General features: G+C 41.5%; 15 protein-coding genes and 1 riboswitch. All 15 genes read right to left on the reverse strand.

The window, feature by feature from the left end; genetic code table 11:
* Positions 1-69 precede the first annotated feature (69 nt).
* The gene (locus Q1B03_RS05055) at positions 70-1,308 is read right to left on the reverse strand and encodes an aspartate kinase (RefSeq protein ID WP_299738861.1); all 1,239 of its coding nucleotides are present in this window, start codon (positions 1,306-1,308) and stop codon (positions 70-72) included.
* A gap of 203 nt (positions 1,309-1,511) precedes the next feature.
* Positions 1,512-1,690, reverse strand: a riboswitch (Lysine riboswitch).
* Between the two features lie 371 nt (positions 1,691-2,061).
* Positions 2,062-3,831 carry an excinuclease ABC subunit UvrC gene (gene uvrC / locus Q1B03_RS05060; protein WP_299738863.1) on the reverse strand — a complete coding sequence of 590 codons (1,770 nt, stop codon included), beginning with the start codon at positions 3,829-3,831 and terminating at the stop codon, positions 2,062-2,064.
* Positions 3,828-5,306, reverse strand: a complete 1,479-nt coding sequence (locus tag Q1B03_RS05065) for a nucleoporin-interacting protein (protein ID WP_299738866.1) — start codon at positions 5,304-5,306, stop codon at positions 3,828-3,830. Before Q1B03_RS05065 ends, uvrC begins: the two co-directional genes overlap by 4 nt.
* A gap of 112 nt (positions 5,307-5,418) precedes the next feature.
* Positions 5,419-6,402, reverse strand: a complete 984-nt coding sequence (locus tag Q1B03_RS05070) for an FTR1 family protein (RefSeq protein ID WP_299738868.1) — start codon at positions 6,400-6,402, stop codon at positions 5,419-5,421.
* A 27-nt stretch (positions 6,403-6,429) separates the two neighbouring features.
* Positions 6,430-7,179, reverse strand: coding sequence for a hypothetical protein (locus Q1B03_RS05075; protein ID WP_299738870.1), 750 nt, complete (start codon positions 7,177-7,179; stop codon positions 6,430-6,432).
* A gap of 59 nt (positions 7,180-7,238) precedes the next feature.
* Positions 7,239-7,997 (reverse strand): glycosyltransferase family 2 protein, encoded by a 759-nt coding sequence (locus tag Q1B03_RS05080; protein ID WP_299738873.1) that lies wholly within the window; start codon positions 7,995-7,997, stop codon positions 7,239-7,241.
* Positions 7,990-9,453 carry an alkaline phosphatase family protein gene (locus Q1B03_RS05085; protein WP_299738875.1) on the reverse strand — a complete coding sequence of 488 codons (1,464 nt, stop codon included), beginning with the start codon at positions 9,451-9,453 and terminating at the stop codon, positions 7,990-7,992. The genes Q1B03_RS05080 and Q1B03_RS05085 overlap by 8 nt, the downstream gene beginning before the upstream one ends.
* A 1-nt stretch (position 9,454) precedes the next feature.
* The gene (locus Q1B03_RS05090; RefSeq protein ID WP_299738877.1) at positions 9,455-10,381 is read right to left on the reverse strand and encodes a lysylphosphatidylglycerol synthase transmembrane domain-containing protein; all 927 of its coding nucleotides are present in this window, start codon (positions 10,379-10,381) and stop codon (positions 9,455-9,457) included.
* On the reverse strand, positions 10,365-11,318 hold the full coding sequence (locus tag Q1B03_RS05095) for an NAD-dependent epimerase/dehydratase family protein (RefSeq protein ID WP_299738879.1): 954 nt from the start codon (positions 11,316-11,318) through the stop codon (positions 10,365-10,367). Before Q1B03_RS05095 ends, Q1B03_RS05090 begins: the two co-directional genes overlap by 17 nt.
* 117 nt (positions 11,319-11,435) lie before the next feature.
* Positions 11,436-12,623, reverse strand: coding sequence for a hypothetical protein (locus tag Q1B03_RS05100; RefSeq protein ID WP_299738881.1), 1,188 nt, complete (start codon positions 12,621-12,623; stop codon positions 11,436-11,438).
* A gap of 496 nt (positions 12,624-13,119) precedes the next feature.
* Positions 13,120-13,434 carry a thioredoxin gene (gene trxA / locus Q1B03_RS05105; RefSeq protein WP_148969866.1) on the reverse strand — a complete coding sequence of 105 codons (315 nt, stop codon included), beginning with the start codon at positions 13,432-13,434 and terminating at the stop codon, positions 13,120-13,122.
* Positions 13,435-13,634: 200 nt separating this feature from the next.
* Positions 13,635-14,615, reverse strand: coding sequence for an electron transfer flavoprotein subunit alpha/FixB family protein (locus tag Q1B03_RS05110; protein WP_299738887.1), 981 nt, complete (start codon positions 14,613-14,615; stop codon positions 13,635-13,637).
* Positions 14,616-14,657: 42 nt separating this feature from the next.
* Positions 14,658-15,431, reverse strand: coding sequence for an electron transfer flavoprotein subunit beta/FixA family protein (locus Q1B03_RS05115; RefSeq protein ID WP_299738889.1), 774 nt, complete (start codon positions 15,429-15,431; stop codon positions 14,658-14,660).
* Between the two features lie 143 nt (positions 15,432-15,574).
* Positions 15,575-16,345, reverse strand: coding sequence for an enoyl-CoA hydratase (locus tag Q1B03_RS05120; protein ID WP_299738891.1), 771 nt, complete (start codon positions 16,343-16,345; stop codon positions 15,575-15,577).
* Positions 16,346-16,366: 21 nt separating this feature from the next.
* Positions 16,367-16,954 carry a TetR/AcrR family transcriptional regulator gene (locus Q1B03_RS05125; protein WP_299738893.1) on the reverse strand — a complete coding sequence of 196 codons (588 nt, stop codon included), beginning with the start codon at positions 16,952-16,954 and terminating at the stop codon, positions 16,367-16,369.
* Positions 16,955-17,076: the final 122 nt, after the last annotated feature.

The raw sequence follows: 17,076 nt of genomic DNA on the forward strand, positions 1-17,076 counted from the left end.
TTAATAAAGGGTTGCCCCACTTGATGGGGCAACCCTTTTTCACTTGTCCCGTTCTATGCTGCTTTAGTATTATAGCGTGATTTCTTCCATCTTCACCGCGTCCAGGTTAAATGCAGTATGTAGGACGCCTGCCGCTTTTTGCATATTTTTCTCGTCTACCACTGCAGATACTTTGATTTCAGAGGTGCTGACCATTTTCACCACGATGTCATTTTGAGCTAATACTTCGAACATTTCCGCTGCAACACCTGGATTTGAGATCATACCGGAGCCCACGATGGATACTTTGGAAAGCTCACTTTCATGTTCAACATGGGTGAAGCCTAATTGCTCTTTGTTTCGTTCCAGAACAGCGAGGGTCTCCTCCAAATCCTGTTCTTTAATCGAAAATGATAAATTGGTCGTATTCTGATCGGTCTGGCTTTGAATGATAATGTCTACATTCAGATGATTTTTGGCTAAAGTGGTAAACACTGAAGATAGTCCAGTTAATGCGTTACCCAGTCCAAATACAGTGACACGTGTAATTTCAGCTTCAAAGGCTACGCCTCTCACAATTAAGTTTTGTTCCATGCTTGCTTCCTCCTCAATATACGTTCCTTCAACTTTTTCGATACTTGACCTGACCTCTAACGGAATTTGATAATTCTTGGCAAATTCCACTGCCCGTGGATGCAGGACTCCAGCCCCTAAATTAGCCAGTTCCAGCATTTCATCATAGGAAATGGACGGTAACTTTCTTGCCCCTTTAATATAACGCGGGTCTGTCGTATATACCCCGTCTACGTCTGTATAAATGTCACAACGCTCTGCTTTCAGGGCAGCTGCAATTGCTACAGCAGTTGTATCCGATCCACCGCGGCCGAGTGTTGTGATTTCACCCGTTTCTGTCATGCCCTGGAATCCGGCTACAATCACAACTCTCCCGGATTGGAGGTGATCCATCATCTTTTCAGTATGAATATTGGTAATCCTCGCATTGCTATGAACGGATTCCGTTTCAATCCCGGCCTGCCAGCCTGTAAAGGAGATGGCATCATGTCCTGCTTGGATCAGAGCCATCGTAAGGAGTGAAATGGTCACCTGTTCCCCGGTTGAGAGCAGCATATCCATCTCTCTTTTACTCGGTTGTGATGTAATTTCCCTTGCCAATCCAACGAGGGTATCCGTCGTTTTCCCCATGGCAGATACCACCACCACTACATCATTACCTCTTTCTTTTTCTTCCGCAATTCTTGACGCAACATTTTGAATTCTTTCTACAGAACCTACTGAAGTCCCACCGAATTTTTGAACAATAATACTCACAGCTTCTCCCTCTTTCTCATTGAGTGAAAATTCACGACTCATTTTTTGATGGTGAAGAGTACAATCACAATCATCCTACACGTTCATAGAACAGGTTCTTTTCCAAGAAAAGTTCCTGTGCTGGATAATAAAAAAAGCAATGAGAATAATATCTCATTGCTTTATGAACATACAGCAGAACAAACAAAATAGGTTCATCGGCATTGTGAGATAGCTCTCCAAGATTGAATCATCTTGACAATCCTACATTTCTTAAACGTAGAACCAGCGGAATCAGCATGAGACTGAAACCACTTCGGCGAATCTCCCCTTTTCAGGCATCTCAACGGAGCTCATACTCCTCTTTGCCTGTACTCTTGAAGCTCGCACCTCTATCACCACTTTAAAAAGTGATAATGTTATAAATTTTTGTTAATTATAGCACAGGGGAAATATTGATTCAATGTCTAATTGAAACAATATTTCATTTTATTATTCTTTCGTGAGCTGTATTGAATGAGCATGCGGTGGTTGATTTCCGCTGCAGGTGCTCGCTTTCCGCGGGGAGGAAGTCGAGCCTCCTCGGGCTTTGCCCTGCGGAGTCTCGACCTTTCCTCTATTTCCCGCAGGAGTAAAGTGCCTTCCGCTACAATCCACTCTGTGCTTCTAATGCAACAAAGACTTTATGGGATAAGTGGGAAGACATACTGAATTTGACAACTAATTGCACGTAAACTAAGACCATAATCAACAACACTTAGATTCTAATATCCTTTACTTCAACTTCTCATTCAAAACCTTCGCAACAGCTTCCGGAATCCCTATCTCAATAAACTCCTCCACCGTCGCTTCTTTCATTTTCTTCATGGAACCAAAATGTTTAAGAAGCTGCTTCTTACGCTTCGGTCCGATGCCGTCAATCTCATCCAGGGTGGACTGGAAGGCGCTTTTCCCTCTGAGCTGGCGGTGGAACGTGATGGCAAATCGGTGAACTTCATCCTGAATCCGTTGCAGCAAATAAAATTCCTGACTTCGCTTTTCAAGAGGAACAATTTCCAAAGGATTCCCATACAGCAGTTCTGACGTCTGATGCTTATCGTCTTTCGCAAGGCCGCCAAGAGGAATATCCAAACCTAATTCATTCTCAATGACATCCCTCGCCGCTTCAATCTGCCCTTTCCCGCCATCGATAATGATGAGATCCGGTAAAGGGAGACCATCCTTCAAGACTCTCGTATACCTTCTGCGAACAACCTCCCGCATGGAATCATAATCATCGGGACCCTTGACGGTTTTGATTTTGTACTTTCGATACTCTTTCTTTGCGGGTTTCCCGTCAAGAAACACAATCATGGCAGACACGGGATCGGAACCTTGAATATTCGAGTTATCAAATGCTTCGATCCGGAAGGGAGTATATATGCCCATATGTTCACCAAGACGTTCAATTGCCTTAATCGTTCTTTCCTCATCTCTTTCGATTAGGGCGAACTTTTCTTCAAGGGCCTGCTTCGCATTTTTCTCAGCAAGCTTCACCAGCTCTCTCTTCTTCCCCCGCTTTGGCTGGGTGATTTTCACGTCTAACAGCTTAGCAGCCAGTTCCTCATCAATCACTTCAGGCAAAAATATTTCCTTTGGCTTAAAGTGATTGGATTTTGAATAAAACTGTCCTAAGAAAGTAAGAAATTCATCCTCGGGTTCATTGTATAGAGGGAACAGTGACACATCCCGTTCAATAAGCTTACCTTGTCGTACGAAGAATACTTGTACACACATCCAGCCTTTATCGACCGAATAGCCAAATACATCGCGATCGGTGAAATCAGTCATGGTCATTTTCTGCTTTTCCATCGTCGCTTCAATGTGGAGTATTTGATCACGGAATTCCTTCGCTCTTTCAAATTCCAGATTTTCAGATGCTTCATTCATTTTCACCGTTAGTTGATTCTTAATGTCCTTGTAGCCTCCATTTAAGAATCGGGATATTTCGTCAGTCATTTCACGGTACGTATCTTTGCTCACTTCTTTAATACAAGGAGCAAGACATTGGCCCATGTGATAGTACAAACACGCCCGATCGGGAAGGGTGGAACATTTCCGTAACGGATACAAACGATCCAGCAGCTTTTTCGTTTCATTAGCGGCTCCTACGTTTGGATACGGACCAAAGTACCGCCCTTTCCCCCTTTGAACTTTACGGGTAGTGATGAGCCTTGGGTGCCTTTCGTTCGTTATTTTAATAAAAGGATAGCTTTTATCATCCTTTAACATGACATTGTACTTAGGATCATATTTTTTGATTAGATTCATCTCGAGTACAAGGGCTTCCAGATCAGATGAGGTCATGATGTATTCAAAGTCCTCTATTTCTCCTACTAAGCGTTGAGTCTTTGCATCATGAGAACCCGTAAAATAGGACCGAACACGATTCTTCAATACTTTTGCTTTTCCCACGTAAATAATCGTGCCTTGCCTGTCCTTCATTAAATAACATCCGGGCTGATCTGGTAATAGAGCTAATTTATTGGTTATGGTTGGGTTCATTGTCTCTCTCCCTTCTTGTCCACCCATTTATAGACTGTGATGGTTGAATAAACAGGATCGAATAACTCCTGTGAATGAAATGATTGGACTTTTTCTATTTTTCGATCAAGGTTTTCAATACCCTGTTGTTTAAATCCATTAACCACTGCATCGGTCAGATAGATCTCTTTTTGTGTATGCTCAATGTCTTGAAGAAATTGAGCATACGTTAACACGCGCTTATGTGAGTACGGTACATCAAGATACGAGTATACCCTTGTTTCTTCCCATGTGTACACTATCAGGGGAATTTCATCATTTTTCTCCTCGAAGAATGACGCAGTTTTATATACTGCTGGTGGTGAAGAGTGGTAGCCTGACAACACACTCACACTTGTTCCTATATGCAAAATAAACCACAGGCTCAGGATGATCATCTTCAAGGTACTAAGTTTTTTCATCCATCCAGTTAATAAGAAAAATCCGAGTAATAAGGCCAGAGGTAGAATATGTCTCGGCTTATCAATATTTTGAGCAAATAGGCCCCAGAAAAAATAGGAGCTGAATGCAATCAGGAGTAATGTAACGCCTGTACCAGGTTTCGTCCACCTTCCTCCATTTTTACCCGTAACTAGAAAGAGGAGCAACGTGATGACCACGATGGAAAGTGATTGAGTAAATAATCCGTTCCAACCTATATTGATAAATATATATTTCCCTAATCTATCAAAAAATCCTGTATCGGGCTCTACCGTTCCTCCCCATTCAGTAAAGTGTCCGTCTGTAAACCCAAAGGCAATCTGCAACAGGGTATGGAGACTTCCTGCATTGGCTGCCAAAGCCGATAGCCATACCCCTTGAGAGAGTAGGAGGAGAATCAGATGAAAAGCGATGGCTTTCACTTTTTCTGAACTATTTCCGCTCTCCTTCAAAAACACAAACCAATAGTATAGGATCCCCACACCAAAACCGATATAGGATAACCGGATTCCCATCAAGATGGCGAATAAGAGAATGGGAAGAACAGCCGCATCCTTCGTCTTCAGTATGACAGCCCTGTGCAGGCTCCATAAGTACCACCATAACACTGCGATAGCGGCACCTTCGCTCATTGCTTGAACGGTCATCGTGCTCGGATATGAAAGGGAAAATAGGAAAAGCGTCGCAATGATGGCCTTTTTTCTCCCAAGGTAATGGCCGAATAGCCAATAAACAGGAAAAATCGAGCTAACCATCAATATCGTATTAAAAAGCTGAAGCGATAGAACCGGGTCATCGATAAAGATGTGAACCATCATTCCCCCGAAAATAAAAAAAGGATACCCTGGAAAATGAGGCTGCATCTTCAATAAATCAAATTCGATGACTCCGAGAGCATAATCGACTTCGTCCCAGCTTGAAGCATAGGGCGGAAGCAATATAAGTCTGTATATAAAGTACAGGCTGAAAACAACCAGTATACTAATCAACCATTTGTTCAAATGTTTATCGGTCATTGATTTTCTCCTGTTTCTCTCCAAATAAAAACCAACTCAGTTTGAAAACCTTCTTAGCCTATTGTAAGGCTTTCTAAGAATGGTTTCCAATCATGAGTTGGTTCAGGGGGATTTAAGCATTTATTGAATTCACATTATCCGATTTTTTGATTGTCTTTTTCTGTTGTTCGATCCCTGCAGGCACGGACTTCCGTTTAAATGGGTTAATGAGTTTATCCGTTCGGATCAGGTAAATCCATAAGAATACGAATCCGAAGTAGAACCAATAGGCAAGCACCTGTTCGATCGTCGGGTTGTGGCTATAGCCGAACATTGCCGCCATGAACAGACCGACTTGACCACTGATCAGAACCTCATTACCTGTGTCTCTCTCATAGTGAAGCTCATCTTGAAAGTGTTCAGGCATAATCTCCACAAGATTATATACTTCCGCTGGTTTTCCTTCTGCTGTTGTATATACTGACCCCATTATCCCAAGATCCTGCAGAATTCCTACTCCTTGAACAAGTAAGCCGGCTGCGATGAACATAATCAGCAAACCTGTCACATTAAAGAACGTTTTCAATTTGAATTTCATTGCACCTGAGAAGAACGCATAACCGAGAACCATGGCAAGTAATAATCCACTAAGCGCTCCGTAACTTGTGAATACTTTCGTTACGTCTCCTCCACTGATGGCAGCGAAGAAAAACACGGTTTCGACACCTTCACGAAGAACAATGAGATAAGAGTGAATAATCATGGCGGATACACTTCCTGCCGTCAGGGCCGCATTGATTTTCTTCTCCATTTCCGTGTTAATTCCTTTAGACTGTTTCCTCATCCAGCCAACCATATGAGTCAGCAGAAGTACAGAGGCAAACATGATTCCGACCTTTAAATATACTTCCGCTCCAAAGCTTGCAAAACCTGTCAAGACGACTTGGAACAGTAAAGCGACTAAAAAGCTGGATACAAGAGCAAGCAATACTCCCACGTATACCCATTTCTTATATTTGTCTGCTTTCAATCTTGTAAGATAAGAAAGAATCAGCCCTACAATAAGAATCGCTTCTAAAGACTCTCTCAGTGTGATCAAAAATGCTTGGAAATCCAATTTATTTCCCCCTTTGTTACCTCGGTGCTACTGTTTATTTTTACGCTTATTGATCGTAATCAGAACAATGAGAATCAAAATCAGAGCAATTGAGAAGTAAAGCCAGAAGCTGGAACTTCCTCCTTCACCAATCCCATCTAAAAACCCAAGATTCTCCTCGTTTAAATGACTTTCATCCGCTTTTTCAGAAGGAATCGGAAATAACGGTCTCAAGCTATCGATGATTGATTCCACTTCTTTATCGAAAGCCTCGGGATCATTATCCTTGCTTCCGATTCCAAACAATCCCGGATTGCCCAAAGAATTTAACGCAGAATCAAATGAAGCATAGATTTTATCTGCATCTTCCTGGCCCTTTTCTTCCACCATAAAAGGTTCTAAAACATTAAAGGTACCTCTTGCCTTTGCAAGGAGAAGCTTTGCCTGGCCATAGTCATCAAACTGCTCTTGGGCAAAATGCAGTCTTCTTTCGATATTCAGCATCAATGCCGCTCTCCAACTTTCTAATAAAAGATCCTTGTCTTTTTCCTCGAACGCTTTGTTTATGTCGGGCTGCACCTTTGAAAAATACAGCTCAAAATCCTTTTCATACGAATCATATATTTTCTTCGCGGTATCCCAGTCATCATTTGCTAAGCTGTTTTCCAGCTCTTTATACGCTTCAGCGATTTTCTCTTCTCCTGGATCCCCATAAGAATAAGCAGATGCCTGCGACGGGATAAATATGTAATTGAGAATAAATATCAGTGAAAGACTAAAAAAAAGGCTTTTTTTCATACGGAAATCCTCCTGTATTTTCAATGATAATGATTATCATTATACTTGTCAATACGATTTTAAAGGCCTTCAATGGATGTTGCAGAAATTTTGTGAACATTATAATCTATATCCACTTTTTCAACAGGCCGTTTCATTTCTTTTACGATAGCCGGAAGCACATTAAACATATAGGCTTTGAACTTGATGAAGGACTGTCCCTTCGTCCTAACTCTATATTCAATCGGCACCTCCGTCATTCTGAAACCTTTACGCATGATATTTAGAGTCACCACTTGAGCATAATTATAGTCATGAATGATTTCTGCATGTTCCATTACTTGTTTAGAGAACGCCCTCATCCCTGACTGACCATCATAGATCCAGGTTCTCAGCAACACACATTGTAGTAAGGTAAAACAATAATTGCCGAGGCGTCGATGGATTCTCATCCCGTCGATGGTCCCCTTAAAGCGGGATCCCATTGTATAATCTGACTGATTTGTAAAGATCGGCTCTAACAGCTCAGGTATTTGAGATGCAGGGTATTCTCCATCCGCATCAATCATGACACCGATATCCGCCCCTTTTAGCAGTGATTCCTTTAACCCTCTTCTTACTGCCGCACCTAAGCCTGAATTACGTTCCATATGTACGATATAGTCTGCTCCTGCTTCTTCTGCAACCTTAACGGTGTCATCGGTCGACCCATCATTCACGACAAGTACTTCCACCTGAACATCAGGATGAAACTCCCTGGGAATGTCACGGATGACATCCCCGATGGTTTCTTCTTCGTTATAAGCAGGCAAAAAAACAACAACCTTCTGTTTATTCACGATGTTCTTCCTTTCTTCTAAATGCTTCTTCTAAAACAGGTCCACGTGCATGGCTGGGGAATGGTGCTCCCAGAATATGAGCGATGGTGCTGGCCATGGAAACAAGGCTATGCTTTGATTCCACCTTGCGTCCCTTATGGATATTAGGTCCATGCATGATAAATGGCACGAATCGTTCTCCTTCATCAAGATGTCCGTGTCCTCCGATTCCATCAGCCTGTCCATGATCGGCACAGATAAATAATGTTGTGTTATCCATCTTGCCTTCCTCTTTCATCCATTGGACAAAGTCTTCAATCAATCGGTCTGCTTCATTTATTTTTTGTAAATACTCGTCGTATAAAACCCCGCGACTGTGACCGGTTTGATCGGTCCCGATCATTTGTACGATGAATAAATCCGGATCTTGCTCTTTCATGATATGTTTCGCTTTTTTCATGATTGTTGGATCGGCTTTATCGTTATGCATGACGGCTGTGAACGTATCAACGTCAGACCCCATGGAATCGACCAGATGGGCAACCCCTAATAGCCTTCCCTTCTTCCCTACTTTACGTAAAGAGTCAAAAATGCTTTCGACTTTAATCCCCAGCTTCCAAACCATATTCGAGGTGATCCCGTGTTCGTATGGATACGTCCCGGTGAACATGGATGAAAAGCAGACAACCGTGCGGGCAGGATAGACCGTCTCCATGTTGGAGAATTCTGTTCCTTCTGCCTTGAGGGAATCCAAAAACGGGGTTTCCGCTTCTTGAAAACGTTCCTTCCTCATTCCGTCCACTACGATGACCACGACACGATCTGCCCGATCTTCTTTCCAATCTTCTGCATCTTTAGCATATTCTTCATACATCTTGGGCTTCCAGTCGAATAAATAACGGTGAAGAATGAATGTGAAAACCAGAAGACCTCCAAAGAAGCTTAAGAACTGAACGATTGGCAGCTGCTGGCTTGTATCGAGGAGTGAGTACGTGTACTGCCAGTAAGCCAGTAATAATAGAAATTTAGGAAGCTGCTCCTGAGCATTACCACTTGTAGAGTCACTGTTCTTCAATACGAGCTTCCAGAACCTTGTGAAGTTGAGCCACGATGTTCCGATGCGGAGGTGGTAATATAATGTTCCCCAGAATAAAATCGTGAAGAAAAAGTAAAGACCGATTCCTAACAGGGATAACGCGAGATTCCATTCCCATCCAATGATTAAATAAGCCACAATCGGTATCCACAGATAGTTTCTTAAAAACAAGGGGAAGTCATAAACAAAAAATAATATAAAAAGTGGCAGGGTGATCGCTAAACTAATCGTGAAATTCAGCCAAAATGATAGCGATGCAAAATCACCAAGATGAAAGAGAAGCATCGTACCTACCGTAAAAATGGGTGTGAAGGGCTTTCCTTCATTTAATAAATTCCAGCAGCGTGCTGCTACCTTTTCAAACTTAGAGGCGCTTTTCACTTCATGCCCCTCCTTTTCTTTTTCTTAAATTTTTTATAAGAGTTGGTGAAATAGGATGTTTCAATAGTGCATATAGTCCAACAGAATATGAGAAAGCGAATTTTATTCCATGTGTCAAAACCGCGATTGCCATTCCTGTTTCCATCGGTATTGAGAATTGGCTGAGACCAAAAGCCATGATCGTTTCATAGTTCGCAAGCCCACCGGGAGTAATTTGAAAAACCTGCCCGAGTATGGTCAGACTATTCACCCATATCCCTTGAAAAGTGGAGATTCCTGTATTCGTTGCGATGCAAACAGACAGCAGAAGGGCCGCTTCCAATATCCAACTAATAAAAACAAGGAAAAATGCATAGAAAAATCCCCTCCCCTTTATGAGGGAGAGCATGACATTCCATTGATGATGGAGGAATTGACGTTTGTAATAAGAGACCACCCCTATCGCCAGGGTGATTCCTCCGACAGCTAAAATGACATCTGGTGATAATGGATTTTCTAATGCTACAAACGATATCCCCAATGACACCAGTAGACAAAGTGAGAGAATATCCATCAACCTTACTATAATAACAGATTGTGCCGAAGCTGATTTAGACAATCCTTCTCTTTCATATAAAATATACGAACGAATCACATCGCCGCCTTTGACTGGCAGTAGATGATTAAGTGCCAAGCTGTACCAAAGCCCATACATGGCACTGGAAAGCTTGATGCTATCACCTAATAGTTTTTTCGTGGCTATGCCTTTTAAATAAAAAGATGAACCATAAATGAACATCCCCGACATCACCAAGACGGGATGAAGAATCAGTTGAGATAAAAGTCGTTTAAACTGCAGATGGTCCCAACCTGTTGCAATGAACCATATAAAGTAGCAAAGGATCCCGATTCCGATTATGTACGTAAAAGATTTATAAATGCTTCTCATTTTGCTTTGCCCACAGAATGGTATTCCCTATTCCGTCTTCAATGGTGGTGGTTGGAAAATATCCCAAGTGCGATTGAGCCTTGGAAATATCTGAATGAGTAGAAAGAACATCCCCCATACGGTACGTGTCGTAGTCCACGTTCATTTCAGGAAAATGGGTACGAAGAATCTCTAACAATCTAGTCATTTTCACTACCCGACCACTTCCCAGATTATAGGTTTCTCCTCTTCTTCCCTTTTGTAAGGTTAATTCAATCCCGTGGATGATATCGTCGATATACGTATAGTCCCGTCCACTATCACTGCCAAAAATGGAGATGAACTCGTTCTTTAGAAGTTTCGATATGAATTTAGGGATCGCCATATCCGGTCTTCCCCATGGGCCATACACCGTAAAGAAACGAAGAATGTTCACATGCATATCGTACATATGTGCATACATATGGCAGAAGCTTTCTGCACTCCATTTAGAAGCTGCATATGGAGAAATAGTCCTCCCATCTGCATCCTCTTCCTTTAACGCCCTTCCCGGTTCATCTCCATAAACAGAGGAGGATGAAGCGAACAAAAAGCGCTTGACTCCCGCTTCTCCACAAGCCTCTATTGTATTAATCGTTGCTTTAATATCATAATCAACATATTTCAGTGGCTCTTCCAATGAATAGGCCACTCCCGGCAATGCGGCTAAATGAATAACCGCGTCGGGCTTTAATTTATGGATGATTGCTTTGGTCTTATCACGATCTGTTAAATCAACCTCGTATAAATCCCCTGTAGGGAATTGTATCTCTTTCAAATGCTGTTTCTTTCGATCGGTTGAATAATAAGCATGGAAACAATCAATGATTGAAACCTGATAATCCTTACTCATGAGTCTTTTGGTAAGGTGCATCCCGATAAATCCTGCACCACCTGTAATCACTATTTTCACTTTCATCACACTCTCTTGACTTTTAGACAATAGGTTTAGTTTAGCACAATTCCCACTGGAGAATAAAAATTACTTACAAATAGAGACTGACCCCATTTAACGGGCCAGCCTCTATATACTAGATTATAATTGATTCAGGATGTTAAGAATAGCTTCACTGTACTGTTTCGCTTCATCTGCTTTTTCAGAAGAAATCGCTTCAAACCATTTTTGAGAAAGATCAAACAGCTCTTGTGACTTCTCTTCTCCAAGTTGATTCTTCACGTTCACCTCTAGCATTTTAACAAACATATTGCCTTCCATTGCCTCTACTTTTGCTGTCGCAACATCACCAGACTCTACAACTTCTGCAGCTTCTTCATGATATCCTGCTGCTTTACCTTTGATTGCTTTAGTATAAAGTGAATTTACTTTTTCAGCATCAATCGTGGATGGATCATTTTCTAATGAGAAGATGGAATCCAATTCATTCGCAGCCGCCTCATCTCCACCAGCTAAAGATCCTTTAATAGCCTGGAGGAAACCATATCCTTCTGCTTGCATAATCGCTAACTCTTCCGAATTTCCTTCCTCAACCGCTTTGCTGATTTTTTCAGCATACGAATTTGAAGCAAGGTAATAGCTTTGATAGATCGATTTATCTGTCACTTGCTTATAAACAGCGAAATCTTCCGCATTTGAATCAGCCAATGCCTCTTCCTGTAGAGATAGACCGTTGTTAATGGTTTCTACCATGCTGGATTCACCTGATAACTCATATAAGCTATCACGCTTTTCAGCTGTAGGGATGAATACATTTTCTGCTAAGTACTTGACCTCAGCAAACTTTGCTTTGGCATCATCCGCTTTATCAGCCTCCAGATCTTCCCCCGCTTGACCTTGTAATCCTTTTTGAACTTGATAGAAATACGATTGTGTTAATTTATCTATGATTTGACGTGCAACGTTTTTCTCAAGCTCACCTGATTGACCACCGGAAATAGCCGCTTCAATCCCTTGAGAAAATTCACCATTCACTTCATTTACCGATGCTTGCAGTTCAGAAGTATAAATGTCATTGACAGTGTCCCAATTTACTTCCTTGTCTTCTTTCATCTTCTCTAATTCAGCTTTCATATCTGAATACGCTTTAACTTGTGATTCTGCATTAAGTGTCATTTCGTCTTTTGCTTCTTCTTTTGGTTCTTCTTTCTTCTCTTCAGACGATTGATCTGCTTCTTTCGGTTCTTCAGATGCGCTACCGCAACCCGCTAATACAGAACCTGTTAGAAGAAATGCTGCAAAAATTTTGGATAAGTCTCTCTTTTTCATATGTATGTACCCCCAGAATGAATTGAATAAATAAATGATAATGATTTTCATTTCCATTTAAAATTATATCGAGAATGATTCTCATAGTCAACGTTTTTTGAAAATTTTGTTCAAACAAAAGCGACAGTGCTCGATCTGAGGCGACAAGCATCTAATGAATTGGTGATTTTGTACATTCTGGACGTGCATATTATTGATTAGGAATCGCTTTTAAGACTGATATTGAGGTTAGCTAGGGGTATTTTTAATCGGGTTAGTGTGTGAAGCGTTGTGGTTGTGCAAGTTTCGGCATTTGTTGTGCCACTTTTGATGTTTGTTGTGCCAGTTTCGGCGTTTGTTGTGCCAGTTTCGGCGTTTGTTGTGCCAGTTTCTAGATTAGTTGTGCCAAATTGTGAACACAGGCACCACAATACCCTTTCACGTATGAACCAAACCACAACACCCATAACAAAAAAACACCGGGGCTGTCATGACAGCCCCGGTGTTTTGAAATTTCTTATACGTGTTTGTTTAATAGTTCAGCAAGTGCTTCCTTAGGTTGGAAACCGATTACTTTGTCTACAACTTCGCCGTCTTTAAGGACAACTAAAGTCGGGATACTCATTACCCCGTATTTACCTGCTGTTTCCTGATTTTCATCAACGTCAACTTTGACGATTTTCACTTTGTCGCCCATTTCTCCATCTAACTCTTCCAGTACTGGAGCGATCATTTTACAAGGTCCACACCAAGGTGCCCAGAAATCCGCTAATACCAGTCCGGAATTTGTTTCAGTTGAGAATGATTGATCAGTAGCATGTGTAATTGCCATTTATATGCGCCTCCTTTGAATGTAACGTTAGTATATCACCGTTTTTTTGGGGATGCTATTTATCTGCTCGTAGGTAATATTCCCTTCAAATAACGGAATATACAGGGAAGAAAAATAAGGAGCAGCCGTCCGGCTGCATCCTTATTTTCACTACATAATATGCTCATACCCTCTAGACGCTACTTGAAACGTGAATTGAATTAAGAAGAAGATACTTTAAGCTTCTTAAACTCTTCAGTCAGCATCGGTACTACTTCGAACAGGTCACCCACGATTCCATAATCCGCTACGTTAAAGATGTTCGCTTCAGGATCTTTATTGATCGCAACGATGACTTTAGAATTCGACATCCCTGCTAAATGCTGGATTGCTCCAGAAATACCACATGCAATATAGAGGTCAGGCGTTACCACTTTACCTGTTTGACCAATCTGTAGGGAATAGTCACAGTAATCGGCATCACATGCTCCACGAGATGCCCCAACAGCTCCACCAAGTACATCTGCCAGTTCCTTAAGGGGATTGAATCCATCTTCACTTTTCACTCCACGCCCGCCGGCAATAATGACTTTCGCTTCAGATAAGTCTACACCTTCGCTTGCTTTACGAACGACTTCTTTAATGATTGTACGTAAGTCCTTGATGTCAACGGAAAGGGAAGTGACTTCTCCTGTACGTGACTCATCTTTCGCTAATGGCTCGATGTTATTAGGGCGAATCGTCGCAAAAATCAATCCGTCAGTCACGATTTTCTTTTCAAATGCTTTGCCTGAGTAAATCGGTCTTGTGAAAACGAGGTTCCCGCCAGCTTCCTCAAGGTCTGTCGCATCCGAGATACATCCTGAACTTAATTTGCTTGCCACTTTAGGAGATAAGTCTTTCCCAAGGGCTGTATGTCCAAAGATAATTCCTTCTGGTTTCTCTTCCTCAATCACAGAAAGAATCGCTTGTGAATAACCGTCTGAAGTATATTGTTCCAGCTTATCGTTTTCGACAACCACTACTTTGTCTGCTCCATACTGAATCAATTCTTCTCCTAAAGCGCTTACACTTTTACCAATTAAAACGGCTACTACTTCTCCGCCTTCAGATACTGTTTTACCTGCCGCAATTGCTTCAAAGGAAACATTACGTAATGATCCGTCACGAACTTCTCCAAGTACTAATACTTTTCTCGCCATGTTAAATACCCCCTGAATGTTAGTTATTCCTGTGACCTTGCCTTATATAACTTTCGCTTCATTACGAAGAAGTGAAACAAGCTCTGATACTTGAGCATCCAATTCGCCTTCTAACACTTTACCTGCTTCCTTCTTCGGTGGAAGGTAGATTTCAATTGTTTTTGTTTTAGCTTCTACTTCATCTTCATCTAAATCTAAATCATCAAGTTCCACTTCATCAAGAGGCTTTTTCTTTGCCTTCATGATTCCTGGCAGTGATGGATAGCGCGGCTCATTCAAACCTTGTTGTGCCGTTACTAACAATGGTAGAGATGTTTCAATCACCTCTGAATCCCCTTCTACATCACGAGTGACTGTAACCGTTTCACCATCAATTTCCAATTTCGTGATCGTTGTTACATAAGGGATATCAAGTTGTTCAGCTACACGGGGACCAACTTGTCCAGATCCACCATCAATGGCAACATTACCTGCAAGAATTAAGTCTACTTCCTGCTCTTTTAAATAGTGGGCCAAAATTTTCGCTGTAGTGAATTGATCTCCATAATCAAGATCGTCTTCTGTGTTGATAAGGACTGCTTTATCTGCCCCCATCGCCAAAGCGGTTCTCAGTTGCTTCTCACTTTCTTCTCCGCCAACTGACACGACCGTCACTTCTCCACCATGTGCATCGCGTACTTGAATAGCTTCTTCCACTGCATATTCATCGTAAGGATTTATGATAAATTCAGCTCCATCTTCAGCAATTTGACCGTTTTGGATCGAAATTTTCTCCTCAGTATCAAACGTTCTTTTCAAAAGTACATAGATGTTCATTCGTAAGTCCCTCCTAATAATGTAAACATTCTTTCCCTTAAAAAGATTTCGACAATTTAACCCCTTTGAATGGGCAGCTTGAACAGAAACGTCCATTCAAGACTGCCCCTCAATAAGAGTTTACTATATTACAAGAATGTATTCTAGCCTTTAAAGTGCGGTTCACGCTTTTCAACAAACGCTGAAATACCCTCTTTGGCATCAGCTGATACAAATATTTCACCGAAAAGATCCGATTCTCTCATTACACCTTCATAGAAACGGTCATCTTTTGTATAACTTAACAGCTCAATGGCTGCTTTCATCGCTCCAGGGCTCTTCTTCGCAATCTTATCGGCCATTTCTTTCGCTTTATCGAAGAGCTGATCTTCAGGGTATGCTTTATTGGCAAGTCCCCACTGTACAGCTTCAGTTCCGCTGATTGGCTCACTCGTTAATAACATTTCTGCCGCTTTTGCCCTTCCTACCAATTTCGGTAAGCGCTGGGAGCCGGCAAATCCAGGAACAAGCCCTAACTGAAGCTCTGGTAAACCAAGCTTTGCGTTCTCGCTGACCAATCGGATGTGACATCCCATTGCAAGCTCCAATCCTCCACCTAAAGCGGCTCCATGAATCGCTGCAATGATAGGCTTTGAAAAGTTCTCCATGCGTTCAAAAACGTCCTGGCCTTTTTTCGCCAATTGAGAGAATTCTTCACCACTTTCAATCGTCGTGAATTCTTTAATGTCAGCACCCGCAGAGAAGAAGCGTCCCTCACCTTTCAGTAAGATCACTCTGACATCGGCGTTTTCTTCAAGCTCATCCAGAACTGAATCGATTTCTTTAATAAGTCCACTGGCTAATGCATTAGCAGGAGGTCTTTGGATTAGAACCGTTGCTACCTTTCCCTCTAATGACCATGATAAACTTTCCATCTCTCATCCCCCTAAACTAATTTAGTTCCTGCCGCCACACCCATGAAGTAATAGTTTGTGAATAGCAGGGACTTGAGCTACTAAGTCATATTTCTGATCGTTCATCACCCACGTTGTCACCATTTCATCCAGAGTCCCGAAAATCATTTGACGAGCCAGCCGGACATCCAGTTCACTTGAAAACTCTCCCGATTCTATTCCGCTAATCAGAATTTTATCGACTAATTGCAGATATCCTTTTAGTACATCATTGATTTTTAAACGGATATCCTTATTGGATTGCCTGAGCTCCAGTTGTGTTACAATCGCTAGATGGTGATCATCCGACAGAATTTTACAATGATTTTCAATCATCACTAATAATTTCTCTGAAACTGTCTGTTTTCCTGCTATAACTTCCTCAATTTTTTCGACAAAGAGTACCATTTTTTCTTTAAACAACGAAATCAGGATATCTTCTTTATTTTTAAAATAGAGATAAATCGTTCCATCAGCGACCCCGGCCTGCTTCGCGATCTTGGACACTTGTGCCTGATGGTAACCATTTTCGGCTATAACGATAACAGCAGCATCGATAATTTGCTTGTATTTAGGTTTATTTCGTTTCATGAGTTCTTGACCTGCCTTAAGAAAATATGAATGACTGTTCATTCATATTTTTATAATAAAAGGTTTCTCTTTACTTGTCAAGAAGAGATACCTTGTCCAATTATACAACAAAAAGAAAAAGC

The organism is uncultured Rossellomorea sp. (assembly GCF_947488365.1).
Taxonomy (GTDB): Bacteria; Bacillota; Bacilli; order Bacillales; family Bacillaceae_B; genus Rossellomorea.

Excerpts from the sequence above, each read along its gene's own strand:
- Q1B03_RS05115 (WP_299738889.1), bottom strand. The coding sequence starts at position 15,431 with ATGAACATCTATGTACTTTTGAAAAGAACGTTTGATACTGAGGAGAAA.
- Q1B03_RS05110 (WP_299738887.1), bottom strand. The coding sequence starts at position 14,615 with ATGGCGAGAAAAGTATTAGTACTTGGAGAAGTTCGTGACGGATCATTA.
- uvrC (WP_299738863.1), bottom strand. The coding sequence starts at position 3,831 with ATGAACCCAACCATAACCAATAAATTAGCTCTATTACCAGATCAGCCC.
- Q1B03_RS05075 (WP_299738870.1), bottom strand. The coding sequence starts at position 7,179 with ATGAAAAAAAGCCTTTTTTTTAGTCTTTCACTGATATTTATTCTCAAT.
- Q1B03_RS05095 (WP_299738879.1), bottom strand. The coding sequence starts at position 11,318 with ATGAAAGTGAAAATAGTGATTACAGGTGGTGCAGGATTTATCGGGATG.
- Q1B03_RS05100 (WP_299738881.1), bottom strand. The coding sequence starts at position 12,623 with ATGAAAAAGAGAGACTTATCCAAAATTTTTGCAGCATTTCTTCTAACA.
- Q1B03_RS05065 (WP_299738866.1), bottom strand. The coding sequence starts at position 5,306 with ATGACCGATAAACATTTGAACAAATGGTTGATTAGTATACTGGTTGTT.
- Q1B03_RS05090 (WP_299738877.1), bottom strand. The coding sequence starts at position 10,381 with ATGAGAAGCATTTATAAATCTTTTACGTACATAATCGGAATCGGGATC.
- Q1B03_RS05125 (WP_299738893.1), bottom strand. The coding sequence starts at position 16,954 with ATGAAACGAAATAAACCTAAATACAAGCAAATTATCGATGCTGCTGTT.
- Q1B03_RS05120 (WP_299738891.1), bottom strand. The coding sequence starts at position 16,345 with ATGGAAAGTTTATCATGGTCATTAGAGGGAAAGGTAGCAACGGTTCTA.
- trxA (WP_148969866.1), bottom strand. The coding sequence starts at position 13,434 with ATGGCAATTACACATGCTACTGATCAATCATTCTCAACTGAAACAAAT.